This window comes from Aliiglaciecola aliphaticivorans (genome assembly GCF_054782055.1).
In genome coordinates this window covers 123,153-148,126 of the sequence record NZ_BAAGTF010000006.1, presented here as the reverse complement: position 1 = coordinate 148,126, position 24,974 = coordinate 123,153, and the positions used below count along the sequence as shown (strand labels likewise).

Genomic DNA, 24,974 nt, shown 5'->3' with positions numbered 1-24,974 from the left:
GAAAAACGATGGAAGCAACATTAACTCAAGCGCTAGCTGATTATATAGAGCAGCGCAAACAAGCTAAGTTGGAACCTTTTCAAAAAGCACTGAATAAGGTGTTAGAAAAAAGTGAAAACGAAATAGAGATAGCGACAGCTAAAGCCGAATACGCAGAAAAATCGGCACCTATTGAAGAAAGTTATAAACCTGTAGTGTGGCTAACCGATGCAGCAAAAAAAGCGAAATATATTAAGTTAGCTACTCATGCTATTAAGTTTACCCATAGTGATGCTAAAGCAAGTAGTATTTTATTTAGTAAAACAGATATGGAGAATCAAAGTTTTTTAGCCACAATATCTTTGAAAGAAAAGTATATTGATGCTGTTTGTTCGGCAGGGTTCCTAGGTATAGCCAAGTTTTTAAAAATAGAAGTTAATGGTGAAAGCCTGATCACGCAATTGCAACAAAATCATGCACAAGCGTTGAGTGCTTTTACTGATAATGCCGAATTATTACAAACTTGGGTAGATGATTTTAAGTTAGCGCTGGTCGATGAAAAGTTAAGCTCACATAATTTAAGTAAGCAGATTTATTTTCCGATTAAGTCAGAAAGTAATGACGTTGAGTATCATTTATTGTGTCCGCTATTTTCATCGGCATTGGCGCATAATTTACATAAAAAAGTCACGGGCACGCGTTTTGGTGATTCCAAAGACATTCGTGATGCCCGCAGAGCCAATAAGTACGATGAACGAATCGATGTAAGTTTTCCAGATACAGCCGTACAAACTTTTGGGGGAGCCCACCCTAAGAATATTTCGGAATTAAATCAGGAAAGGCAAGGAAATAACTTTTTACTTAGTTGTAAGCCTCCTACTTTTCAGGCACAAGTTAAGCCGCCTATCAATAATACCAGTTTATTTAACCGACAACTGACATTCAAAGTATCGGGGTACTTGCGTGATTTTAAAGCCTTTTTAAGCAAATTAAAGCCTGAAAAAAATAACTTTAAAGTGCGTTATAAGCGCGATTATCACTTTATTTTACCCATACTCGATCAACTAATGATCCACGCGGCCAATATTCAAACACTACCAGCAGGCTGGGCAAGTGAATCAAATTGCAAACTAAAACACGCTCATGCTTTATGGCTTGATGTTTATAATCCTAATGAAAGTTTCCAACGTGAACGTGAAAAACTCGATTGGCAAGCTGTGATAGCGGCTGATTTTGCTAGTTGGTTAATAAAACAATTAAAAAATGATGAAAAATACCGCTTGGGTGATATCGAGCATGCTTATTTTTCTAAAGTTTGTTTGCATCAGTTAAAACGTTTTGAACACAACACACCAAAATTAGCGGAGGCGTAATCATGAGCCAATATTTATTACTTAAAAAAGTATCGGTACAAAATGCTAATGCCATTGCCGGCTTAACTTATGGTTTCCCTGCAATTACTAACTTCTTAGGTTTTGCCCATGGTCTGTCACGTAAATTACCTGAAGCGTTAGCAGTTCATTTAGGTGGTGTCGCTGTAATTAGTCATAAAAATATAGTACACGCAAGACAACCTAAAGGGTGGGGCGACTATGTTTTTGCATTATCACGTAATCCTAATTATTTGAAAGATGTAGATGTCTTTGATACTAAAACAAAACTGCTAAAAGCCGCATCAACAAATGAAGAAGGGCGCATGCATATGCAAATATCTTTGTTGATTGAAATTAATGGCTTGATTGCGGGCGATACAGAAACTAAAGAACAATTAATTGAGTATGTAAAACAAAACGTGCCAGAGTTGCGTTTAGCAGGTGGTCAAATTACGCATATAGAAAGTATTGAGTTAACCCCGTTAAATGAAGAACAAAAAACATTACGAAAATTAATGCCGGGTTTTGCCTTGATTGATCGCAGTGATTATTTAGCTGAGCATTTTCAACAGCAAAAAGCGATAAATGATAATGCTTGTTTATTTGATGCATGGTGTGATTTTGCCCAGCTTAAATTTAAAGCTGAAAAAATAACAAGTGAAGATGAACAAGAAACCGAAGCTCTTGAAAGCGTAAATCAAAAAGCCAATTGGCATTATGTAGCAAAACCTCAAAGTGGCTATTTAGTGCCGATTAATACGGGGTATTGTGCAATCTCTCCAATTTATGAAGCTGGCGAAGTAAGCAATGTAAGAGATTCAACAGTCCCTACTGTCTTTGCTGAAAGTGCTTATAGCGTCGGTGAATGGAAAAGTCTACATAACATCAAAAATATTGAAATAACCCTTTGGCGTTATGAGCATCAATATCCTTGGTATGTCGCTAAAACAATCCCTTTCGAAGACGAAATTATTGAACCTGATAGTTTTGAAGCAATGCCTTATTAATTAATGTGTAACAAGAAAATTAACAAAAATATTTTATCAATGGAGTAATAAAAATGGCCGAAATTAAATTAAAAACACCATCAGTATTAGCATTTGAAGCTAAATTAGTACCATCAGACGCACTCATGTTTGCAGGCAACTGGGAGCAGCAAGAATGGCAACCGATACAAGTGGGTGAAAAAGCAGTACGTGGCACAATTTCAAACCGTTTAAAAGCTGCAACGGCAAATGATCCAACAAAATTAGATGCAGAAGTATCTAAAGCCAATTTACAAACAGTTGATATTGCCGCCTTAGCGCATAAAACAAATACTTTAAAAGTTGTTTTTACCTTACGAGTATTAAGTGATTTGGCAACTCCATCAACCTGTAATAATCCTGATTATCAATCTGAACTGGCTAATAAAATAAAACAATACCAAGCAGATGTAAGTTTTGAGGAATTGTCAAAACGTTACGCTTTCAACATTGCCAGCGCTCGTTTTTTATGGCGTAACCGTGTAGGTGCCGAAAATGTAAAAGTTGTTGTAACCGTGGCAAATGAAACCATTGAATTTAATAGTCAAGACTATTCGTTACGTGAATTTTCAAGTGACGCAAAAATCACTCAACTTGCAAAATTTATTCAACAGGGCTTAACCGATAATCATGTATTGATAAAAGTAGAAGCTTATAGTCAATTAGGTGAAGGACAAGCAGTGTATCCATCACAAGAATTAGTGATGGGGGGTGGTAAAGGTGATAAAAGTAAATTTTTATATCAGCTTGATGGACAAGCAGCCATGCACTCTCAAAAAATCGGTAATGCATTACGCACAATAGATACTTGGCATCCAGCCGTCGACGAAGTGGGCCCAATTGCCGTTGAACCTTATGGTTCGGTAACAAACCGCGGAGCGGCTTACCGTCAACCAAAAGAAAAAACAGACTTTTATAACCTACTCGATGCTTGGATGATTAAAGGCAAAGAGCCTGCGGTTGAACAACAACACTATATTATGGCGATGTTAATTCGTGGTGGCGTATTTGGGGAATAAACTAATATGAAACACTATATCGATATCACCATTTTACCGAGTGACGATATTGGTGTTCATTTTTTGTGGTCTAAGTTAATGATGCAAGTCCATTTAGCTTTAGTGGAAATACAAGACAGTAATAAGCAGGTGCCTATTGCCGTGAGTTTTCCTAACTACAGAATGAACACCGACAAACCGGGCTTTTTAGGTAATAAATTGCGTTTGTTCTCTGTAAACAAAGCAGATTTAGAACGATTAAACATTCATAAATGGTTAAGCCGTTTAACGGATTACCTGCATATTAAAAATATTGCGGATGTTCCGGCTGATGTTGATTCATTTGAAAACTTTAATCGTCGACAAAAAGCTGGGAGTCCAGATAAACATATTCGGCGAAGAATGAAACGGCATAATGAAACATTTGAGCAGGCGAGTCAGCACTTTGTTGATTATGAAATGTCGGAGGAAGATAAAGCTCTGCCATTCATAAAAATGAAAAGTCTTGGTAGTGATAATGACTTTAATATGAGTATTATTAGAAAAACGGTGGCACTAAATAATGCTCCAGTCATGTTCAATACTTATGGGTTAAGTAAGCAAGGATGTTTACCTAAGTTTTAACCTTTAATTTTCGCTCTTTAAAAAACTATAAGTAAATCATTGAGTTACAACATGTAGAAAGATAGAAGGTAAAAATTAGAATTTTCACCTAACTGTATGTTGTAACTTGTTTTTTTGCCATTATTCTATTGTTAGCTGCCGCACACGCAGCTTAGAAATTTAGATGATAGCGCTTCAGAAACTATTTCCAGTTAGCTGCCGCACACGCAGCTTAGAAAAACTATTTTTACCCAACTTATCTAGATGAGGCGTTAGCTGCCGCACACGCAGCTTAGAAAGATGGCAGCAAATACAACGGCCTCCATTAGAAGTTAGCTGCCGCACACGCAGCTTAGAAAGACCCAACTGGCCGCCCCGGTTACTACAAAACGTTAGCTGCCGCACACGCAGCTTAGAAACACTCGCGTAAACCGCCTTTTCTGTAGTCATTGTTAGCTGCCGCACACGCAGCTTAGAAAATTGAACAGCTGCACGCTTCATAGCGTTGGATGTTAGCTGCCGCACACGCAGCTTAGAAATTGCAAAAACTGCGGAAACACTATCTTCACTTGTTAGCTGCCGCACACGCAGCTTAGAAATCGAAGGTCGAAATCCTTCAACTTCCGAAACCGTTAGCTGCCGCACACGCAGCTTAGAAAAATTATTTGCATATCTAACTCGTTGCCTGTCAGTTAGCTGCCGCACACGCAGCTTAGAAACTAACGCTGTGGCTTGCTGGCTTCGCCTTTCCGTTAGCTGCCGCACACGCAGCTTAGAAAAACGCCAAAAGTTATTGATGATGCCGTTGATAGTTAGCTGCCGCACACGCAGCTTAGAAAACAAACTCACCATCAAAATCAACGAACCTTGTGTTAGCTGCCGCACACGCAGCTTAGAAAAAGTGGGAAGTCAGAGTTTTTAGCTGCCGTTTGTTAGCTGCCGCACACGCAGCTTAGAAATTCTTGCTTGGCACCAATCAAATCAATTGAACGTTAGCTGCCGCACACGCAGCTTAGAAACCCAATTAAGGGGGTTGTGGTTAAATTAAAAAGTTAGCTGCCGCACACGCAGCTTAGAAAGTGTTGATTTCATCGTATCTAATGCGACTGTTGTTAGCTGCCGCACACGCAGCTTAGAAATTTACCGCCATTAGTTATGTAAGACTCTTTAAGTTAGCTGCCGCACACGCAGCTTAGAAATTCTTAAAATACACAGGAATAAAGAAAATAGAGTTAGCTGCCGCACACGCAGCTTAGAAACTAAACGAGAATAATTCTCAATAACTTAAAAAGTTAGCTGCCGCACACGCAGCTTAGAAATCTGCCGCAGTACACGTATTTTGAGCCTCGTGGTTAGCTGCCGCACACGCAGCTTAGAAAAACCGAATTGACCAATTAATTGCCGAAAGAATGTTAGCTGCCGCACACGCAGCTTAGAAAGAAAAGTGTTTGAAGATGATAAGTCAAAAGAGGTTAGCTGCCGCACACGCAGCTTAGAAAAGAGGAACTGGGAATTAATAGGAATAAATATTGTTAGCTGCCGCACACGCAGCTTAGAAATAGAGCAGCGAGAAAAAGGATTTAAACTTGGCGTTAGCTGCCGCACACGCAGCTTAGAAATGTATCAGCCTTACCATCTGCTGTTGCTGCATGTTAGCTGCCGCACACGCAGCTTAGAAACCTAAGATTGGCACCCATAAGATTGGCACCCCGTTAGCTGCCGCACACGCAGCTTAGAAACACTCACCGAGCCAGTTATCTTTAAATTGCTGGTTAGCTGCCGCACACGCAGCTTAGAAATGATTGCTCAACCAAGGAAGGATACGAGTACAGTTAGCTGCCGCACACGCAGCTTAGAAATACCCCAAGACGGATGGACAGTAGAAGTAGAGGTTAGCTGCCGCACACGCAGCTTAGAAATTTTGCCACAATCGCGTCACAAGCGTTCTTTAGTTAGCTGCCGCACACGCAGCTTAGAAATAGAGGATTCAAGGTTACATCGCATGACCCATGTTAGCTGCCGCACACGCAGCTTAGAAAGAATATCGCCATATATGGGAAGGCGATTACTAGTTAGCTGCCGCACACGCAGCTTAGAAATTTAAAACATCCTCAATATAAAACCCCTGTGAGTTAGCTGCCGCACACGCAGCTTAGAAACCTAAGACGTTTGTTTTCTTCTTTAAGCTCTAGTTAGCTGCCGCACACGCAGCTTAGAAAGACTTGCGGCTGTGCGCCAATCGCCATGTTATGTTAGCTGCCGCACACGCAGCTTAGAAAATCAGACTGATTAGTTGGCCACATGATAGTGTGTTAGCTGCCGCACACGCAGCTTAGAAAACTAAACGTTTAGCCATTGTCACTTTCTCCACGTTAGCTGCCGCACACGCAGCTTAGAAAGTAGAAATACGGGCTAAGGATTTAATGTGAAAGTTAGCTGCCGCACACGCAGCTTAGAAATTTATTTTGATTTGTTGCATCATTACCTCTCGGTTAGCTGCCGCACACGCAGCTTAGAAAATTACTCAACCGGTGTACTTATCTTGATGAAAGTTAGCTGCCGCACACGCAGCTTAGAAAGTTATGTTTCTAACCGCAGATGAAAGCCCTGAGTTAGCTGCCGCACACGCAGCTTAGAAAGTATATTAGGTAATGGTGGCTTAAAGGTGCTAGTTAGCTGCCGCACACGCAGCTTAGAAAAAGAGCCAGCAACCGCAAGTGGTTTAGCCTGGGTTAGCTGCCGCACAGGCAGCTTAGAAATACAAAGCTAAGTGAATTTCCAAGTTGTAAATGAAGGCCATGAAAGGGCTGATGCGTTGCTAACCGCTTTTGTTTTTAAATGTACCTGATGGTTTTGTTTAACATTGCAAATTATCCTGATTGGTTTAGACTATTTTTTAACCAAATCAAAGGGCTGAAATTATGCAAATACGCCAGTGCTACCCGATTATTTTTTCACTTATCTTAGTGCTCAATGCTTGTACAAGCGAAACCTCTACTGTTGAACCTCCTGTGCAGTCCGCCATGTCGGACATGGAAAAGCCTGACCAGCTGTCTAACACTTGGTTTGGGGCAACCTACGAAGCACCTGAAAATTGGATTGAAGAAAAAGGGGCTGAAGTCATTAAATATACTGCGCCCGAAGGTGGTGCGTTAATCGCTTTGACTGTGGTAGAAGGTGCCGATGATTCTGCCAGCGCAGCCTTGCAAGCCTGGCATAAAATCTATCCAGACTTTGCCCGAACAGTGCGTTTTAATAATGATGAGGTGGCTAAAAACGGCTGGCAACAACAAACCTTTATTGAGTATGAAAGTGCCATATCTGAAGAGCGGGCTTTTTTTGCCCTAGTGTTGCGTAAAGAGAGTGACTGGCATGTAGTATTAGTTGATTTTAGTTTGGCGGTACTGGGTAAGCGGGGTTCTCAATTAAACTTATTAGTTGATAGCTATGCGGTACAAGGCTATGAAGCTGAAGATGTGTCAGGCAATCCCGCTCATACATTGGATTCAAACAAATTAGATGCGCTGCTGAGCTTTGTCAGTGGTGCTGCCGAAAAACTGCATGTTCCAGGTGCTGGTGTGGCGATTTATCAAGATGGTAAAATCCTGTACGAAGGTGGGGTAGGGGTTAAAAGCATCCTTACCAAAGAGCCAGTGGATAAAAACACCCTGTTTCAAGTGGCTTCCAATACCAAAGGAATGACCACATTACTATTGGCCAAACTTGTAGAGATGGGCAAGTTGCAGTGGGATGACAAAGTTACTGATCACTACCCTGACTTTAAACTAGGAAGCCAAGAAACCACAAATAAAGTGCTGATCCGTCACTTAGTCTGTGCTTGCACAGGCTTACCCCGTAAAGATATGACTTGGGTATTTAATAGTGGCCCGGATGCGCCAACCTTAATGGCCGTAGAAGATTTAGCCAATGTAGAGCCTACTAGTGAATTTGGGGAGTTGTATCAATACAATAATCAAATGCCAGCGGTAGCGGGCTATATTGCAGGCCATATTTTATATCCCGACATGGAAATAGGAGCCGCTTACGATAAAGCCATGCAAGAATTTATCTTTGATCCCTTGCAAATGAAGAGCACTACATTGTCATTCAGCACGGCGATTGCAGGCAATATTGCTAAACCTCATGCCCTAGGATTGGACTATGAGCTTAAAGAGGTTTTACAAACCCCCGAGCAGGGATTTAATTTGACGGTGATACCTTATCGCCCTTCTGGTGGCGCTTTTTCTTCCTCGTCGGATATGCTCAAGTATCTTGCCAATGAGTTGACGTTAGGGGTAACACCTGAAGGTGAAAGGCTCTTTGCTGAAAAACCGTTGTTAGAAAGACGCCAACCTGGAGTGTCATCTGGTAAAGATAAATATTATGGAATGGGGCTAAGTACCAAGAAAATCGCAGGGGTGGAGATTATTGAACATGGCGGCAGTATGGCGGGTTATAAATCCCAATTTATTGTGATACCCAGTGCCAATGTTGCCGCGGTAATTTTGACCAACTCCGATGAAGGATATTATTTAGCCTCGGCATTCCAACGTAAACTAATTGAATTACTTTATGACGCTCCTTCCAAGGCTGCTGAGGAAGTAGAGGTGTTTGCACTTGAACAGCAAAAAGGCATCGCCGCCCGATTGAATGAAATTGATCTACCGGGTGACGCGACCATTTTGGCTAACCTGGCCAAACATTACGAAAGTGATATTTTAGGTGAATTATCGATTACACAAGTTGGCGGGCAAACCATTTTTGATCCCGGCGTTTGGACGAGCACTGTCACAACCAAAACCAGCTCAGATGGAAAACACTCTATTGTGATGACGAATCCTGCAATTTTTGGTTTGGAATTGGTAATTGGTCAAAATGATGCAGGCAAACGCACCCTTACACTCATTGATATGCAGCATTCCTATGTGTTTACTGAAGTGAGTGCTAAATAAGCTGTTGTTTAGGTTTTGTTTATTGATAAATTGCTAAATTGGCTAATTGCCAATTTGGCGCATTTAAATGCGCTAGGCGGTAAATCTGCCTAGCTAACTTTTCTATGGTTTAATTTTATTCTTCTTCTGCTTTTTTAAACCCCGATTCTTTTGGGGTTTTTAGATATCTATTGATTGTTATTCCCTGCACTGATTAGATGCTCATGCACCAATATCATCGCTTATTGTCCAAGTAAGTAAGTGCAAAGGAAAGCTGGCTCGTATTCTCAATCTGTGTTTTTAACTGTCGATTATTTTCCCTAGCCCTTTCCCATCAATGGGTAAACCTAACAACACTATTTATCAGAAACATATTTATTCGCCATTTTTAGCCAATCGGTATAGTATTTGCTGACCAGGTGGTCGAGTTTTTGAGTGTGATCTAACCGGAGAAGTATCAATATGTCATTTATGAAATACGCTAGGCCTGCAATGTTAGTGTTACTAGCGGCTAACACTGTTGCTTGCGGTAATAGCGAAACCACGACCAAAGTTAAGCCTGTCAGTGCGGCAGAAGCCGCAGTACAAACCCATGCAATTAAAGCCGTAGTGGTGACTATGTATGAGTCTGGCGATGCAATGGGAGATGACGCGGGGGAGCTTCAACTTTGGTTGGAACGTGGAGACTTTTCTCAAAAATTAGACTTTCCATTAGGCGAGTACGATTTATACCTCAATAAAGATGGAGTGTTGGTGATTTGTGTGGGTGGTGGTATACCCAATGCAACGGCGTCAATTATGGCACTGGGGCTAGATCCTCGCTTTGACCTAAGTAAAGCCTATTGGGTAGTTGCAGGTATTGCTGGTGGTGATCCAGAAGATTTGTCGCTGGGTTCTGCAGCATGGGCCAAGCATGTTGTTGATGGCGATCTTATTTATCAAATTGATGCCAGAGAAATACCGGATTCTTGGCCATATGGAATTATCCCATTAGGCGCCACTGAACCTGCTGAAGAACCGGCAGACATCTCTACCGGATGGACGCTAGATACGGTTTCCTTCGATCTAAACAGTCAATTAGCCGATTGGGCTTACACTCAAACCAAAGACATTGAATTGGCCGATAGTGAGGGGATTAAAGAGTTTAGAGAATTATATAAAACGATGCCAAACGCGCAAAAACCACCTTTTGTAACCATGGGAGATACATTAAGTGCGAGTAAATATTGGCATGGTAAACACTTAAATGAATGGGCCAACGATTGGTTAACCTTATACGGTGGTGATTCTGCAAACTTTATGACCAGTAATATGGAAGACTCAGGGACGTTGACGTCACTTATGCGTCTGGCTCGGATTGGTAAAGTTGATCCACAAAGAGTGATGGTGTTAAGAACGGTGAGTAATTACACCATGGCACCTGCCGACAAGTTAACCAGTTGGAGTGTTACGGCTCCGTATCCCGATGGTGGTTATCCTGCTAAAAATGCAGCATATATAGTAGGCAATACAGTTATTCAGGAAATTGTGAAAAACTGGAGTAGCTATGAGAGTGCTTTACCTTACGATGTTAACTAATCAGATTCATTTTGTTTTGTTAAACTAGCAGGTTAATTTAGCCTGCTGACAAGCAATCAACTTTTAAATAAACCATCCCCTTTTTGGAGTCATTAACATGAAATTGGTGTGTTTAGTCTCAATCTTTTATATGAGTGTTGTGTGCAACACCTTTGCTGCAACCTTTGATAAAGAGTTTGAAGCTTTCAAAAAAACGGCGACAGCTAAAGACCTGTATACCTTTTTATATGCGATGCCCAAAGGGGGCGATTTACATAATCATTCCACAGGTTCGAATCGTTCACAGTGGTGGTTTGATGAAGCCATAAAGCAACAAGAAAATGGTTATATCTACTATACAAAAGTTAAAATTAACAATTGCAAAGCTTATGGTTCAGATCAATTCAAAGGCTCACCTTATTTAATGTTGTTTGTTAATATTCAGCAGTTTGAATACCAAAAACTCGATAGCTGTGAGCAGTCTGAATATAAACGTTTGCAAGATCTCAGCCCAGAACAAAAACACGCCTGGATGGATAGTATTCGCCTCGATAAACCGAGTGAAGGACGCGAAGAATTTTTTGTAACCCATTGGACGCGCCTTAATTCCTTGCTTGCCAACCCTTATATGCAAGCCAATCTAATTGTCAAAAACATGCAAGCATTTGGCGCTGAAGGATTATCTTATTTAGAGACCGATGCTGGCGTTCGTGGTTTTGTTCATCCTGATGGTAGCGGGTTTGAAGATGAGCAGGTTTATCAGATGTACCTTAAACGCTTTGCGCAAAAAGATGCCATTGACAGTGGGGTGACTGTTCGTCTGCAATATTCGTTGCTGCGCTTTCATTCGCAAGCGTTACCTGCCTTAGAATGGATGTATAAATTTGTCTCTGAACATCCAGAACTTTATGTTGCTGTTGATATGGTTGGACGTGAAGATAACGACAAAGGCCATCCGTTGCGCTTTTTAGACACCATGAGAAAGCTTAGACATCAATATCACGGGGTTAATTTATCCATTCATGCCGGTGAAACCGATGAGCCTAATCAGCATATTCGCGATACCCTGTTGCTCGGCGCTACCCGCATAGGTCATGGCTTTAACTTAATAGACGATGCTGACACATTATTATTGATGCGCTACAACCAATACCTGATTGAAATTAACTTAATCAGTAATCTTTTATTAGAGTATGTTGACGATTATTCACAACACCCGTTTCCTGAATATTTGCGTTTAGGCGTGCCGGTGGCATTGTCAACCGATGATAGGGGGATGTGGGATTCAAACATGACTGATGAGTATTATACCGCGGTGACGAACTTTAATATGTCGTGGTCGGAATTAGTCAAAACAGGTGCTAACTCACTTACTTTTTCGTTTGTCGATGATGAAACTAAACAAAAACTTTTAGATGATTACTACCAACGCATCGCTAAATTCGAAAAAGCGTTCACAGCCAAAAAAATGAAAGGGCTGAGTGATGTGAAACCCGAAATCTATTCCTACCCATGTAAAGCGTTTAAAATTTGCGACTTTTCGTCTTAGCTAAGGTCGTGACAATGCGCTTCTACGGGTTCCTAAACTGATTATTTGAGTAAGCTTGTTATTCGAATTTGCTATGATAATCATACTAGTGTTGGTTATCAGAATTGCATGTTCTACCTTTATCATCCCTCAGAACTACCTTCTTGAGTAACTGGGCGATAATGGTTATTTGTAACTCGTGGAGTAGAGTGGATAGATTACGATAACGATGGTGATCTAGACCTATCAATTACCGATACCTTTGGCGATGAAGGTGGGCATTTTGTGTTTAGAAACGAGCTAAACAAAGATGCCAGAGCAAGGGGATTATCTGTGCTAGTCCTCGATAGCCATGGCAATTATACCCAGCAGGGGGCGGTCGTCAGGTTTTATGACGCGCAAGGTAAAGTTCTTGGTTCAAGGGTTGTCCCTACAGGAGGCGGGTACAATGCGCAAAGTGCCAGGCCCATCTATTTTGGATTAGCAAAATTACAACCTATTAGCGTGGAAGTAACCTTTATGGGCGCCCCGAAACGCAGTGTACAAGTGCCAGATGTTTCTATGTTAGCCGGTCAACCTTTACGGGTATTAAGACCTGCAACGCCCTAACAACCCTTTGGTGAAACAACCCGTTGATTATATAAACTAAGTAGGCCGCTTATTGATGCTCTCAATGGGCGGTGCGTGGCCGTTGATGCCACGCTAAACCTTGGATAACGGCCCTCACTTTCTTGCTTCCTAGTTGCGTTCGCCTATAAAGGGCAATGAGCTAACAAGGGGGTAACCCCCTCAGACTGACTTTTTTTCATGTTTAAAATCTTGCACACTGCAAGAAAATAATAGCTAACAAATTAAATTGTTATATACCAAATATTCAAAAAAACGTTATTATATTCCTCATTTTTGCATATTCCCTATGCTGAACTTTAGATTGTTTTAATGAAACCTTACAGAGCTTGTTAGTCTCTTAATACTATCTGAGAACGTTCTATCTTCTGTCCGTAAACTATGGAATCGATTTGTGGGAAGGGTTTGTGATGGTTAAGGTCTACTCTTAAGGAAAAGTATTTAAATGCAGAAAAGTGTTTTTTCAGCAAATTTAGCGGAAGCGGCTATTGTACAAAAAGTCTTAGCTTTTTTGCAAAGCTCACCTAATGCAAGAGCGTGTCTGTTATTGCTAAGCTGGTTGCTAGTGTGGTTTAGTGGCGCATTAGTTGAGTATACTAACCATGCTAGTGTTTGGTTTCCTGCCGCGGGATTAAGCTTCGCCGTATTGTTTGTTGTTGGGCTTCGGGCAACTCCTGTTATTATGCTTGGGGCGATATTGGTGACGTTGTTTACCAGTAACCATTATCAAATTCAGCTAAATATTCAGCAAGTTTTATTGAGTGGTGTGCTATTTGGATTTGCTCATATTGTTCCTTACTATGTGGGTAGTCGCTTTTTGCGGTGGTTTACCCAAAGCAAAAAGTTGACCTTACCTTTATCAATTATTAGCTTTCTGATCATTGCAACTATTTCATCCTTGGTTGCCACTTTGCTAGTGTTATTGTCTTTAATTTGGACCGATATGATGACGGTTCAAGAGTTTACCAGCGCGTGGTTACCCTTCTGGGTTGGCGATATGGCGGGCATTATTGTGCTTAGCCCATTATTTTTCAGTGTGTTGCATGTCTTATACCCCAAAAAACCTTTCCATATACTGCACCACATCGAAGGACAGATACCTGTTCCTACTCCACAATATAAGTGTAAGGTTCTGATTGCATTATCCTTAGTGGTGTTGACCATGACGGTCGCAAAGTACAGCCAATCCATAGATAGCTCTTTTATGATTTTCTTTTTGGTGTTACCTCATATGTGGATTGCGTGTACAGAAAATGCATTTTTAAATGTACTTAGTTTGGCATTAACCAGTCTTTTGATTGTCTTTTTAGTGGATAAATTGGGGTTAATGGATTTCGTTATGGTCTATCAATATGCCATCAACGTAGTCGCATCCAATGCGATGTTTGCCATCGCTGTGCCGGCATTAACCGCGCACAACCATCAACTTAAAAATAAAGTATTTGTAGATAATTTAACCCAAACCGCTTCCAGAGAATACCTTACACAGCGAGCAATGATTGAAATACGTCAGGCCCAATGGGAAAAAAATGATTTGTGTTTATTAGTTTATGACATCGACCATTTTAAAAATATAAATGATTCTCATGGCCATAACGTGGGCGATCAAGCGTTAAAAGAGCTAAGTGAGAAGGTCAAACAACTTTTAAGACCAGACGACTTGTTAGGGCGTTTCGGTGGCGACGAATTTATTGTGCTTTTGCCAAATACCAACAGTCAAATGGCGATGATGGTAGGAAACCGGTTGTTAGAGCAAATCAATGATATGAAGCTAATTGCAGGTGAACAACTTTCTATTAGTATTGGTATAACCAAACTGAATCAAGACGATGATTTCGAAAGCCTGTTTGCGCGTGCAGACAAGGCGTTGTATGAAGCAAAACGCTCTGGCCGCAATAATATTTGTCAGCAGTAGCATCGTTACGAGCTAGCTACAATTGTATGTTAGTTGCCAGGTACAAATTTTAGTCAATCATTGGGTTAAAAATCATTAAGGTGAGCCGTCGATTCAAGTCTTGCTCCTTTTTGCTCAAGGTTTTGCAAAATACTGCGCAGCACCAACTGAGTACGATAGTTCATTTGCGTCCTGTCATGGGTGACTAAAAATACCGATTGTCCTTCGGTGTGAGCCGAATCACCCACTTGCATCAATTTACCTTGCTGAATATCCTCTGAAACCTCAACAATGTCAGCCAGTGCTAATCCCATACCCAGCCGCGCGGCTTCTATCGCTTGGTAAGCGTACTCAAAGTAAGTATGTTGTGGTGAGTCATTACCATCTAATTGGTGGTGGCTAAACCAGGTGAACCATTGACCTAATCCGTCGTGCAATAAGGGATAATTGAGTAACGCCTTAACTGATTGAAGGTTTTTTCCTTTCAACAATGCCTGATTACAAACCGGCACATAATATTCGTCATACAACTTTGTGATGGTTTTGACAGGATCTTCTGGGCGGCCTAAACATAAGGCAATATCAAGATTTGACGGCAATGATTGTTGATGGGGTTCTAAGGTTTGCACTTTAAATGAAATTTCTGGGTACTGACGCTGAACATTTGCCAAAACAGGTAAAAGCCAATTCAACATAATAGTAGCGGTTGTGCCTATCACTATTTCTCCTGCCACTAAGGTGGGATCAAGTAAATGTAATCCCTTATTAAGCTCGGTAAATGCGATTTGAATGGAAGACAGCAGTCGACTACCGGCGGCGGTTAATCGCAACTTGTTATTTTTTCGTTCGAACAGTTGCGTGTTCAGTCGAGCTTCTAACAATTTAATGTGCCGACTTAGGGCTGAGTGCGATACAAACATTTCCTGTGCTGCGCGGCGAAGGTGGCAGTGTCGTCCAGCGGCCTCAAAGGCAAGTAATGCATTAAGGGGAATTTGGCGTAAGTCTATATAGGGACTTTTATCATGTTTCATGGCGTAACCTTCGACTGTCTGGCAAATTTGCGTCGAATCTCATCGTGTCAGCGTATATTGGCTCACCATTATAATTCATTATTTTGGTCTAATTATTAGACCGTTATGGTGAAAAAACATTGCTTGAGTAATTAAAATATAACCATAAACTAAATCTAAGTATTCTGATAGGGTGATTTTACATATGACAGCTAATTATTTTCGTCGCAATTCGCAAGGCGGTACTTCTCGACTAGAACATTGGAGTATGGACTCCGAATATGGGGAGTTACAAGAGGTTTTGATTGGCCCCATGGATCATTACGACTGGAAAAGTGGTAATGCTATGGCTCGTCGTTCCATTCGGTTAGGACGGGAATTTAATAAACAAGTAGCACAGCAGCAATACAAAGAAATGTTGGATGTGTATCAACATTGTGGTGTTAAGACTCATATACTTGAAGCTGATGAAAATTTGCCCTATCAAATTTATGCCCGTGATTCTTCTGTACTCACGCCATGGGGTCCAATTATTACCCAAATGTATAGCCCTTGGAGAAGAGGCGAATGGGTAGGCGTTTCGCAGTTTTATCAAAAGAACAATATTCCAATTTATGATGCTGTTACAGCTGGTTCTTTTGAAGGCGGCGACTTCATGGTACTAGAGCCTGGTGTTGTGCTGTGTGGCTACACGGGCGAACGTACTAGTGAAGCAGGTATTAATCAGGTTCGTAGCTGGGTAGAAAAGGAAGGTTGGGAGTTTAAATCTTACCAATTTGACCCATACTTCTTACATCTAGATGTGAAATTTGCAATGCTAACCGATAAATTAGCCGCGGTTTGTACCCAAGCGGTTGAAGATGAATTGTTGCACTGGTTAAAAGCCAGAGGCATTGAGATCCTCGACATTTCTTATCGTTCAGTGTTGGAGCTTGGGGTAAACGTGGTTGCATTGGGTAAAGATCGCGTCTTGATCCCCGAAGCCAGTACCGAGCTTGTAGATAAAGCCAAAGCGCACGGCCTAGAGGTATATGCCCCTGATATGTCGATGTTTACCTCTGGTGGAGGCGGTGTACACTGCATGTGTCAGCCGCTAAGTCGTAAAGACGCATAGGAGAGCAATAGTGACTTTGAAAATTAATGGCGAAAGATTATGGTCAAGTCTGATGACGATGGCTGAAATCGGTGCGACCAATAAAGGAGGCTGTAATCGTCAGGCGTTAACCGATGATGACAAAACCGGTCGAGATTTATTTGTTAAATGGTGCAAAGAAATTGGCTGTGAGCTAAGAGTTGATCAAATGGGCAATCTTTTTTTGCGCAGAAAAGGCACAGATAACAGTTTGCCACCGGTGTTAATGGGAAGTCATTTAGATACGCAACCTACTGGTGGAAAATTTGATGGTGTGTATGGCGTACTTGGCGGTTTAGAAGTACTGCGCACCTTAGAAGACAACCAAATAGAAACGTTACACCCAGTTGAAGTCGCGGTTTGGACTAACGAAGAAGGCGCACGCTTTTCACCTGCAATGATAGGTTCTGGCGTGTGGTGCGGTGAGTTTGATTTAGATTATGGATTGCAGCGCACTGACAAAAACGGCCTAACCATTGAGCAAGAGTTGCAACGCATTGGTTACTTAGGTGAGTCACCTTGTGCACCTTTTCCCATCAAAGCTGCCTTTGAATTACATATTGAACAAGGACCCATTCTAGAGTCGATCGGTAAACCTATCGGTGTAGTGAAAGGTGTGCAGGGCATGCGCTGGTATGACTTAGTTATCCAAGGGCAACCTGTACATGCAGGCCCTACACCCATGGAGCAGCGTAAAGATCCTGTTAAAGCGATGGCGGCTATTGTTAGTCAGCTTTATGTTTTAGCCGAGCAAAATGGCCCACTTGCAAGAGCCACTTTTGGTGACATAAATGTAAGCCCGGGTTCCCGTAATACAGTGCCTGAAACGCTAACCCTAACCGTGGATCTACGTCATCCAGATCAAGCTGTTTTACTCGAAATGGATGCGCAATTTAGGCAAATTTCAGCAACAATCAGTGCTGAATGTGGTGTTGATTTCAACATCTTAGATGAGTGGGATTCACCCGCTGTGGTTTTTAATCAAGACTGTATTAATGCGGTTCGTGAGTCTGTTGAAGAAACCGGATTTGCCTATGAAGAAATGTTTTCAGGGGCGGGCCATGATTCTGTTTACATCTCTAAAGTGGCTCCGACGTCGATGATTTTTATACCCTGTGAAGATGGTATTAGTCACAATGAAGCTGAAAATGCCACGCCGGAAGACATCACAGCAGGCTGTCAGGTTTTGCTAGGCGCAGTATTAAAATTGGCCAGCTAGCGAGTATGGCAAAAGGTAGCAAATGAAAAATTACCAACAACTCTATATTGATGGACGCTGGGTTAACAGTGCCGGCAATGGGCACTTAGATGTGGTCAATCCTGCCAATGGTGAAATCTGTGCAAGGGTGCCATCTGCAAATTTACAGGACGTCGAGCTTGCCGTTGGTGCAGCAAAAAAAGCATTTGCAGTTTGGTCTGAAAAACCATCATCAACTCGAGCTGCTATTATCAATGAAATTGCTGACGGCATGCAGTCACGTAAAGATGACTTAACCCAGGCAATTGTTGCTTCAATGGGATGTCCTATTTCAGTTGCTGCCGACCTACAAGTGCAAGGAGCCATTGATGCCTTGCGCAGTTTCGCGCCAATGGCTGCAGAAATGGATAAACAACAAGAACATACCAATCATATTGTGGTGTCAGAAGCCGTCGGCGTGTGTGTGTTAATTAATCCTTGGAATTACCCCTTGTCACAATTGGTTGGCAAACTGGGTCCAGCGCTAGCTGCTGGATGTAGCATAGTGGTTAAGCCTGCCGAGCAAACCCCATTACAAGATTTGATCCTTGCCGAGATTATTGATGGCACTAGTTTACCTGCTGGTGTATTTAATTTATTAACCGGCGTCGGCAGTGAAATTGGTGAGAGCTTATGCAGTCATGCGCTGGTGGACATGGTGTCGTTTACCGGCTCTACCTTAGCTGGCATTAAAGTCGCTCAGGCAGCCGCGCCGACTGTAAAAAGAGTCTGCCAGGAGTTGGGCGGAAAATCCCCCTATATTATCACCCCTGATGCCGATTTAGACGCAGCTGTACGCTACGGTGTAGAAGATGTGATGCTTAATTCTGGGCAAACATGTTGTGCCTTAACTCGCATGTTAGTGCCTGCAGAGAAATTAGCCGAAGTGGAGAGCATTGCCAAAACCGTTGCTGCAGAATGGCAGATTGGTGACCCTATGTTGGCTGAAACCAATTTAGGTCCACTGAGTTCTCAACTGCAACAGCAGCGAGTTTTAAGCTATATCAACACAGGCATAGCAGAAGGTGCGAAGCTACTCTGTGGCGGCACACAAGTGCCCGAAGAATTCAGCAAGGGCGCATATGTTGCACCTACTATTTTTTCCAATGTTAGCAATGACATGACCATTGCCCAGGAAGAAATCTTCGGACCTGTTTTGTGCATTATCCCTTACCAAGACATTGCACATGCCATTGCGTTGGCAAATGATACGCCCTTTGGTTTGTCATCTGCGGTTTATGCCGAAAATCGCGCTGAGGCGATTAAAGTTGCCAGTAAATTACGTGCTGGTCAATGCTATTTACAAGGTGCTTATTTTAATACCGACAGTCCATTTGGTGGTTATAAACAATCAGGTAATGGCCGTGAGTGGGGCCTTGAAGGCTTAAAAGAGTATACCGAAACCAAAGCATTGTTGATCGATGCAGATGCGTCGTGAAAGTGATGCTTAATGCTGTACAGATTATTCATCAATTAAGTTTATCATCTACCTAAAATTTAGGAATATTGAACATGCGTTATGCGCCATTAACTCAAGCCATTCAAGGCGAAACCGTGGATGCTTGGGATATTCATTTTAAAGCAACATCATTGAAAGAACGCGATCCTAGCGTGATTATTTTAAGTATTGGTGATCCTGAATTCGATACGCCAACCACGGTTATAGACACTGCCATTGAGGGGTTGCGTAGCGGAGATACACATTACGTTGAAATAGAAGGGCGTGACAATCTACGCAGTAAAATTGCCGAGCAACATCAGATAAAATGCGCTCAACAGGTGACTAAGGATAATGTCATTTTGCTGGCTGGGGCACAAAATGCCTTGTTTGCCAGTTCAATGTGCATTTTAGAGCCGGGGGATGAAGCGATTGTGTTACAGCCGATGTACGTAACATACGAAGCTTGTATTCAGTTAACGGGCGCGAAACTGATACCTGTGGCGATGGATAAAGAAAATAATTTTTGTCTAGACGTTGAGGCATTAGAGCAGGCAATTACCGACAAAACCAAAGCGATATTTTTTGCAACACCGAATAACCCTACTGGGGTTATGCTGAATAAGCAGGAATTGCAGATGATTGCAGATTTGGCGATCAAACATGATCTATGGGTGGTCTCTGATGAGGTATATAGCCATACTATTTTTGAAGGTGAACACGTCAGTATTGCTGGTTTAGATAACATGGCAGAGCGCACTATCACCCTCAATAGTTTATCTAAATCTCATGCTATGACAGGCTGGCGGGTAGGTTGGGCGATTGGTCCCACTGAATTGATTGGACATTTAAGTAATCTGTCATTGTGCATGTTGTATGGATTACCCGGTTTTATTCAACAAGCAGCATACACAGCATTGACCGACACAGACGCATTGGCTGACTCAGAAAGTATGCGTTTAAGTTATTTACGACGTCGAGATCGCTTATTAAAATGCTTTCAGCAACATCCTAAATTGAGTTGTATCACACCGCAGGCTTCTATGTTTTTACTGGTGAATGTGAGTCAAACTGGGCTGAGTTCTCAGGAATTTGCCGAAGCATTATTTGAGCAGCAAAAAATTGGTGTATTGCCAGCCGCAGCGTTTGGTCAATGTGCATCTGATTTTATTCGTATTTCTTATGTTGTAGACGATAAGCAACTGGAAGATGCCTGTAACCGGATAGACAGTTTTATGCAGCAGTTTAGTTTAGCGGAATGCAGTTAAATCTCTGTTGAACATATCTTGAAGAGAACATAAAAAGAGCGGAATCTTTGAAAAGATTCCGCTTTTTTTGGTTTTGGACGAGTTAACTAGGATGTTAACTTTATACGGCGTTTATCAGCATTCTAGTGATTGCTTACCAATCGCTTTCAGGAATTTTCACCACTAAACCATCTAGATCTGAGGTTAAAAATATCTGACATGACAAACGACTATTTGCTTGTTTGTTTTCAATTGCGCTGTCTAACAGTGCCGTTTCCATTTCATCGGCCGGTTCGAGTTTATCTTTCCAGGCATCGTCAATGTAACAGTGACAGGTTGCACAAGAACAACAGCCCCCACAGTCGGCAGTTATTTCTTCAATGCCATTATCTACAGCGGCTTGCATTAAGCTTTCGCCATCGCTTGCAGCAACCGTAAGTTGATTTTCATCGGGTAAAATAAAAGTAATATTTGGCATGCTCAAACTCCAACTAATTCAGTAAATAGGGTATTAAGATCCTGGTCATTATCTGCTAATTTGTTCTTATCAACGGCGGGCAGCTGATGCAGATACTTTCGTGTAATCATAAAGGATTTAGGTTGATTAATCGCATCAATTGCAATTAATCGTTGTTTAGAAAAATAAAACACAGCGAGACTATTTTCTGATTCTTTACGCACTACAAATTCATCGTAACCGTTAGACAAACCAGCAATTTGTAGCTTGGCATCATATTGATCAGACCAAAACCACGGGGTTGCGGTATAAGGTGTTAATTTATCACATATAGCCAGTGCTGCGGTTTTAGCTTGATCTGTGGCATTTTGCACCGATTCAATACGCATTTGCTGGTTATAAATTGGATGAAAGAAGCTAACGCAATCGCCAATAGCATAGATATTCTCATCTGAGCTTTGCATATATTGATTAACCTGAATACCGTTATCAATTGCTAAACCGCATTGTTGTGCCAACGCTTGTTCTGGGTTTACGCCAATTCCCGCGACAACGATATCGGCGGGATAACATTCACCATTACTGGCCTCTACGGCCGTCACCTTTTCATCTCCGATGATTGCCTGAGCTGCCGCATTGGGTTGAATATTGACACCATTTGCCTTATGCAACTCGCTGAGATAATCACTTACTACAGCGCTGGTTAGGTGCTTTAACGGACGTTCTTGGTTAAGAAGTAAGGTGACATTTTTTCCTAGCTTTTGAAGTGATGCAGCCACTTCTAAACCAATATAGCCACCGCCCACGACTACCACATTTTTCGCGTCTGGCAATGCATCTCGCAAGCCCATAGTATCTTCACAATCGCGCATATAATGCACGCCTATGAGATCGCTTCCAGGTATTGATAAGCGTCGTATTGACGCGCCCGTGGCTAAAATGAGTTTATCGTACGTTAGGCATTGCCCGTCATCTAATTCAACGGTTTGCTGCTCACGGTCAATAGAGATCACCCGTTTACCCAACATTAAATCAATCTCTTTTTGTTGATAAAATGCTTCCGGGCGCAGCCATAAGCGTTGTTCCGGCAAGGTATTTTGCAAAAAGGCTTTTGATAACGGTGGGCGCTGATAAGGCAACACCTTATCTGCGCTGATTAAGGTGATTTTGCCCTGATATCCCAGATTACGCAGGTTAATTGCGGCATTTACTCCCGCATGACTAGCGCCGATAATAATACAACTCATAAGGTGCGACACTCCACAATTGAAGCCAAAATTGGATAAAGTATAGATTTCATATTCATCACGGGTTGTCTATTCATCATTTGCTTGTGCTGTCATTTTTTTCAGCCACATTTGATGGAAGGTCATATTCACCTGATCCCAAGCAGCGTTGAGGTGGCCTTGATTGGCAATGTCATTGCTACGGGTGACCTGCAGTTTATCGAGCAGTTCAATATCTTGCTGATTGACTTCATTTAAAACCGCATTGAGGGTTTCACGCTCGGCTGCATACTCTTCACTCGCGGCTTCTTCATTTACCACATATATATTTAAGGTTTCAGCTGTTTGAGTTGCACCCATGGGTTTAATGACGATGGTCTGTACCCAGCATGGGTCTACAAAAAACAAGGTGTTAGGGAAAATGCCAAACCATTGTTGAGTACCGCGTTTGTCCTCTGCTAGCCCGTTGAAGTGGGGTAACTGTTTTGCTGTTTTAGCCGGTTTAGCACTGGCACCATTGGCTAAATGTAAGCCCACGATATTGTCAGATAAAAATAGATCTTGTTGATCAAGAACTGAATCTAAGGTACATGCCTGGGAGTGGACGAATGGTACATGGTAGCCGTCGAGGAAATTGTCTACAGCAAGTTTCCAGTTAACTTCACCAGAATAATCAGTACTGCTGGTTAAATGAATATCGTCTTTAGGATAGTTAGACAATTGTTCATCTAAAGGTCGAATAAAGTCTTCAAATGGTTCTGCGTTGCCATCAATATTGACAAAAATAATGTCCCACCATACGGCAAAGCGAACACTGATCAGGCTTTTGTCAGCTTTATCTTCCTCAGACATTACTTTGTTTTCACTTCCGAAGTAGCGAGGCGCACTCAGCAAGTTGCCGTCAATTTTAAATGTCCATTTATGATAGGGGCAAACTAAACTGCGTTTATTACATGGTTCATCTACCAAGGGGGCCGCTTTATGACGACAAACGTTATGGAATACGCCTATTTCGCCATTTTTATTGCGCATCGCAATCAATGACTGTCCTGCAATGCGAATAGGTAAGATATCACCTGGTTTGCTTATCTGTTGAGCACAACCTATGCTCGCCCAGCCTTGGGCAAATAATTTATCACATTCCATATCATAGGTAGTGCTGTCCTTAAATACGGAAGCCGGAAGTCCATGGGCACTGATATGCTCGCTTGTTATTCGTGTTATGTCGCTCATGTTTCACTCCAAATTATTAAAACTCGTTTTTCTATTGCTGATCTAATCACAGCTTGGTCGTACATAACATACGAAGAATGTTATGTACGTGAACCCAATTAACCTAAAACAGCATATGCGCAACACAAACCAATATAGGAAACGCAATGATCGTGCGCACAATAAATATCGCTATGAGCTGCATAATGGTTAAAGGGATGGCTGAACGCATAATTAGTATTGCTGTTTCTGCAAAGAATATCAGTTGGGTAATGGATAAGCCGGCCAATATAAACTTGGTGATAGGCGACTCGATATCACCCGCAATAATGGTTGGTACAAATTGATCGAGTAACCCAATGAAAATACCTGGTGCGGCCATCTCGGCTTCCGGTATTTGTAACGCTTCCAATAGTAGATAAAAAGGGTAACTAAGGGTTTGTAAGATGCCTGTATTGTAATAAACCGATAAGGTTAAAAACTCTATGGTCATGGCCGCTGGCATCATCATCAAATAAATGTCCAGCATTGACCAGAAACCTTTCTTAATTGATTTGCCAGGTGAGGGCGCTTTCTTGGCCGTCGCCAAGGCACGGTGAGATGCCCAAAGGAAACGACTTTCACCATGATTGACGTCTTCATTGAGTTGTTTACCGTTACCACCGTAATACTCATCTTTAAACGACGATAGAGGGGGCAGTTTAGGGGTAACAATGGCACACAAAACACAAATGAAAATCATAGTGGCATAGAGTTGTAGAAAGTGGCTTTCAATACCCGCAACTTGCGCGGTTAGCAATACAAAGGGAATGGAGACGACCGAGAAATTGGTGGCAATTACCGCCGACTCTCTGGCACTGTAATAACCTTGCATATATTGGTAGTTCGTCATAACCACGGCAATACTGGATGAACCAACCCAAGAGGCTAGGGTGTCAATGGTGGCTCTACCTGGTAAGTTGAAAAACTTTTGAAACCCCTTTTGCAATAATGTACCAATGAAATCCAACAGGCCATAGTCGGTGAGAAAAGGAAGAAATAAACACCCCAAACCAATCAACAGAAAAATAGCGCCTGCAACATCAATATAAGCAGTTACACCGGTTTCTTTGGCAAACACCCATTCGGGCCCAAATTGGAATAATGTCATTGCCGACGTAACCCCACCGATGACCGCTAATAACGTCCAAAACCAGTGTGACGCTATAAATTTCTCACTTAAAGGCAGTTTTTCAGCAAAGGAGCGCGGGGGCAAATTGTAAACAATTGAAATAAGTGCACCAAGGATAAAAATACTACAGGTGAAATACTTCATGTTTTCACCAATCAAACCTGAAAAAAGATTTGAGACCACTCCCAGGCTTATGGTCCAAGAACCGTCATATACAAAGGGGACTAGGAAAAAACCTACGCCGAACAGCGAACAGCCTAATAACTTTATCCAGACTAGAGGGGAATAACTATTTTCTCGTTGCAGAGTCGTTTGATTTTTTATCATTA

General features: G+C 41.9%; 18 protein-coding genes and 1 CRISPR repeat array. Of the genes, 13 read left to right on the top strand and 5 right to left on the bottom strand.

Going from position 1 to position 24,974, the window contains the following annotated elements; all coding sequences use genetic code 11:
• The first annotated feature begins 8 nt into the window (after positions 1-8).
• From csy1 to ACYVIL_RS04145, 9 genes are all read left to right on the top strand, one after another.
• Positions 9-1,352, top strand: coding sequence for a type I-F CRISPR-associated protein Csy1 (gene csy1, locus ACYVIL_RS04185; protein ID WP_460311671.1), 1,344 nt, complete (start codon positions 9-11; stop codon positions 1,350-1,352).
• 2 nt (positions 1,353-1,354) lie between these two features.
• A complete protein-coding gene (gene csy2 / locus ACYVIL_RS04180) occupies positions 1,355-2,359 on the top strand; it encodes a type I-F CRISPR-associated protein Csy2 (RefSeq protein WP_460311670.1) in 1,005 nt (334 codons plus the stop codon).
• Positions 2,360-2,412: 53 nt separating this feature from the next.
• Complete coding sequence (gene csy3 / locus ACYVIL_RS04175) at positions 2,413-3,396, top strand: type I-F CRISPR-associated protein Csy3 (protein WP_460311669.1); 984 nt, start codon at positions 2,413-2,415, stop codon at positions 3,394-3,396.
• Between the two features lie 6 nt (positions 3,397-3,402).
• A complete protein-coding gene (cas6f, locus tag ACYVIL_RS04170) occupies positions 3,403-3,999 on the top strand; it encodes a type I-F CRISPR-associated endoribonuclease Cas6/Csy4 (RefSeq protein WP_460311668.1) in 597 nt (198 codons plus the stop codon).
• 130 nt (positions 4,000-4,129) lie between these two features.
• Positions 4,130-6,737: direct repeats of the CRISPR family, unit length 28 nt; unit sequence GTTAGCTGCCGCACACGCAGCTTAGAAA.
• 162 nt (positions 6,738-6,899) lie between these two features.
• The gene (locus tag ACYVIL_RS04165; protein ID WP_460311667.1) at positions 6,900-8,930 is read left to right on the top strand and encodes a serine hydrolase domain-containing protein; all 2,031 of its coding nucleotides are present in this window, start codon (positions 6,900-6,902) and stop codon (positions 8,928-8,930) included.
• A 441-nt stretch (positions 8,931-9,371) separates the two neighbouring features.
• Positions 9,372-10,487: a purine nucleoside permease gene (locus tag ACYVIL_RS04160; RefSeq protein ID WP_460311666.1), complete on the top strand. Its 1,116-nt coding sequence runs from the start codon at positions 9,372-9,374 to the stop codon at positions 10,485-10,487.
• A 97-nt stretch (positions 10,488-10,584) separates the two neighbouring features.
• Positions 10,585-12,015: an adenosine deaminase family protein gene (locus tag ACYVIL_RS04155; protein ID WP_460311665.1), complete on the top strand. Its 1,431-nt coding sequence runs from the start codon at positions 10,585-10,587 to the stop codon at positions 12,013-12,015.
• A gap of 264 nt (positions 12,016-12,279) precedes the next feature.
• Positions 12,280-12,603 (top strand): hypothetical protein, encoded by a 324-nt coding sequence (locus ACYVIL_RS04150; protein WP_460311664.1) that lies wholly within the window; start codon positions 12,280-12,282, stop codon positions 12,601-12,603.
• A 463-nt stretch (positions 12,604-13,066) separates the two neighbouring features.
• Complete coding sequence (locus ACYVIL_RS04145) at positions 13,067-14,536, top strand: sensor domain-containing diguanylate cyclase (protein ID WP_460311663.1); 1,470 nt, start codon at positions 13,067-13,069, stop codon at positions 14,534-14,536.
• A 65-nt stretch (positions 14,537-14,601) separates the two neighbouring features.
• Here the strand turns inward: ACYVIL_RS04145 and ACYVIL_RS04140 are convergent, their stop codons facing one another.
• Entirely contained in the window at positions 14,602-15,546 is a 945-nt protein-coding gene (locus tag ACYVIL_RS04140; protein WP_460311662.1) for a LysR substrate-binding domain-containing protein, read from the bottom strand.
• A gap of 184 nt (positions 15,547-15,730) precedes the next feature.
• Between ACYVIL_RS04140 and ACYVIL_RS04135 the strand changes: the two genes are divergently transcribed.
• From ACYVIL_RS04135 to ACYVIL_RS04120, 4 genes are all read left to right on the top strand, one after another.
• The gene (locus ACYVIL_RS04135; protein ID WP_460311661.1) at positions 15,731-16,639 is read left to right on the top strand and encodes a dimethylarginine dimethylaminohydrolase family protein; all 909 of its coding nucleotides are present in this window, start codon (positions 15,731-15,733) and stop codon (positions 16,637-16,639) included.
• A gap of 10 nt (positions 16,640-16,649) precedes the next feature.
• Positions 16,650-17,876, top strand: a complete 1,227-nt coding sequence (locus tag ACYVIL_RS04130; protein WP_460311660.1) for a Zn-dependent hydrolase — start codon at positions 16,650-16,652, stop codon at positions 17,874-17,876.
• Between the two features lie 22 nt (positions 17,877-17,898).
• Positions 17,899-19,332, top strand: coding sequence for an aldehyde dehydrogenase family protein (locus ACYVIL_RS04125; protein ID WP_460311659.1), 1,434 nt, complete (start codon positions 17,899-17,901; stop codon positions 19,330-19,332).
• Positions 19,333-19,406: 74 nt separating this feature from the next.
• Entirely contained in the window at positions 19,407-20,600 is a 1,194-nt protein-coding gene (locus ACYVIL_RS04120; RefSeq protein WP_460311658.1) for a pyridoxal phosphate-dependent aminotransferase, read from the top strand.
• A 133-nt stretch (positions 20,601-20,733) separates the two neighbouring features.
• On the opposite strand, the gene ACYVIL_RS04115 is transcribed toward ACYVIL_RS04120, so the two are convergent.
• The 4 genes from ACYVIL_RS04115 to ACYVIL_RS04100 form a co-directional block, all read right to left on the bottom strand.
• A complete protein-coding gene (locus ACYVIL_RS04115; RefSeq protein ID WP_303474868.1) occupies positions 20,734-21,057 on the bottom strand; it encodes a 2Fe-2S iron-sulfur cluster-binding protein in 324 nt (107 codons plus the stop codon).
• Between the two features lie 2 nt (positions 21,058-21,059).
• Positions 21,060-22,283 carry an NAD(P)/FAD-dependent oxidoreductase gene (locus ACYVIL_RS04110; protein ID WP_303474867.1) on the bottom strand — a complete coding sequence of 408 codons (1,224 nt, stop codon included), beginning with the start codon at positions 22,281-22,283 and terminating at the stop codon, positions 21,060-21,062.
• A gap of 69 nt (positions 22,284-22,352) precedes the next feature.
• Entirely contained in the window at positions 22,353-23,495 is a 1,143-nt protein-coding gene (locus ACYVIL_RS04105; protein ID WP_460311657.1) for an aromatic ring-hydroxylating oxygenase subunit alpha, read from the bottom strand.
• A 103-nt stretch (positions 23,496-23,598) separates the two neighbouring features.
• A complete protein-coding gene (locus ACYVIL_RS04100) occupies positions 23,599-24,972 on the bottom strand; it encodes a YjiH family protein (protein ID WP_460311656.1) in 1,374 nt (457 codons plus the stop codon).
• Positions 24,973-24,974: the final 2 nt, after the last annotated feature.

Bases quoted from the DNA above. Each gene is read 5' to 3' on its own strand.
- csy1 (WP_460311671.1), top strand. From the start codon at position 9: ATGGAAGCAACATTAACTCAAGCGCTAGCTGATTATATAGAGCAGCGC.
- csy2 (WP_460311670.1), top strand. From the start codon at position 1,355: ATGAGCCAATATTTATTACTTAAAAAAGTATCGGTACAAAATGCTAAT.
- csy3 (WP_460311669.1), top strand. From the start codon at position 2,413: ATGGCCGAAATTAAATTAAAAACACCATCAGTATTAGCATTTGAAGCT.
- cas6f (WP_460311668.1), top strand. From the start codon at position 3,403: ATGAAACACTATATCGATATCACCATTTTACCGAGTGACGATATTGGT.
- ACYVIL_RS04165 (WP_460311667.1), top strand. From the start codon at position 6,900: ATGCAAATACGCCAGTGCTACCCGATTATTTTTTCACTTATCTTAGTG.
- ACYVIL_RS04160 (WP_460311666.1), top strand. From the start codon at position 9,372: ATGTCATTTATGAAATACGCTAGGCCTGCAATGTTAGTGTTACTAGCG.
- ACYVIL_RS04155 (WP_460311665.1), top strand. From the start codon at position 10,585: ATGAAATTGGTGTGTTTAGTCTCAATCTTTTATATGAGTGTTGTGTGC.
- ACYVIL_RS04145 (WP_460311663.1), top strand. From the start codon at position 13,067: ATGCAGAAAAGTGTTTTTTCAGCAAATTTAGCGGAAGCGGCTATTGTA.
- ACYVIL_RS04140 (WP_460311662.1), bottom strand. From the start codon at position 15,546: ATGAAACATGATAAAAGTCCCTATATAGACTTACGCCAAATTCCCCTT.
- ACYVIL_RS04135 (WP_460311661.1), top strand. From the start codon at position 15,731: ATGACAGCTAATTATTTTCGTCGCAATTCGCAAGGCGGTACTTCTCGA.
- ACYVIL_RS04125 (WP_460311659.1), top strand. From the start codon at position 17,899: ATGAAAAATTACCAACAACTCTATATTGATGGACGCTGGGTTAACAGT.
- ACYVIL_RS04120 (WP_460311658.1), top strand. From the start codon at position 19,407: ATGCGTTATGCGCCATTAACTCAAGCCATTCAAGGCGAAACCGTGGAT.
- ACYVIL_RS04115 (WP_303474868.1), bottom strand. From the start codon at position 21,057: ATGCCAAATATTACTTTTATTTTACCCGATGAAAATCAACTTACGGTT.
- ACYVIL_RS04110 (WP_303474867.1), bottom strand. From the start codon at position 22,283: ATGAGTTGTATTATTATCGGCGCTAGTCATGCGGGAGTAAATGCCGCA.
- ACYVIL_RS04105 (WP_460311657.1), bottom strand. From the start codon at position 23,495: ATGAGCGACATAACACGAATAACAAGCGAGCATATCAGTGCCCATGGA.
- ACYVIL_RS04100 (WP_460311656.1), bottom strand. From the start codon at position 24,972: ATGATAAAAAATCAAACGACTCTGCAACGAGAAAATAGTTATTCCCCT.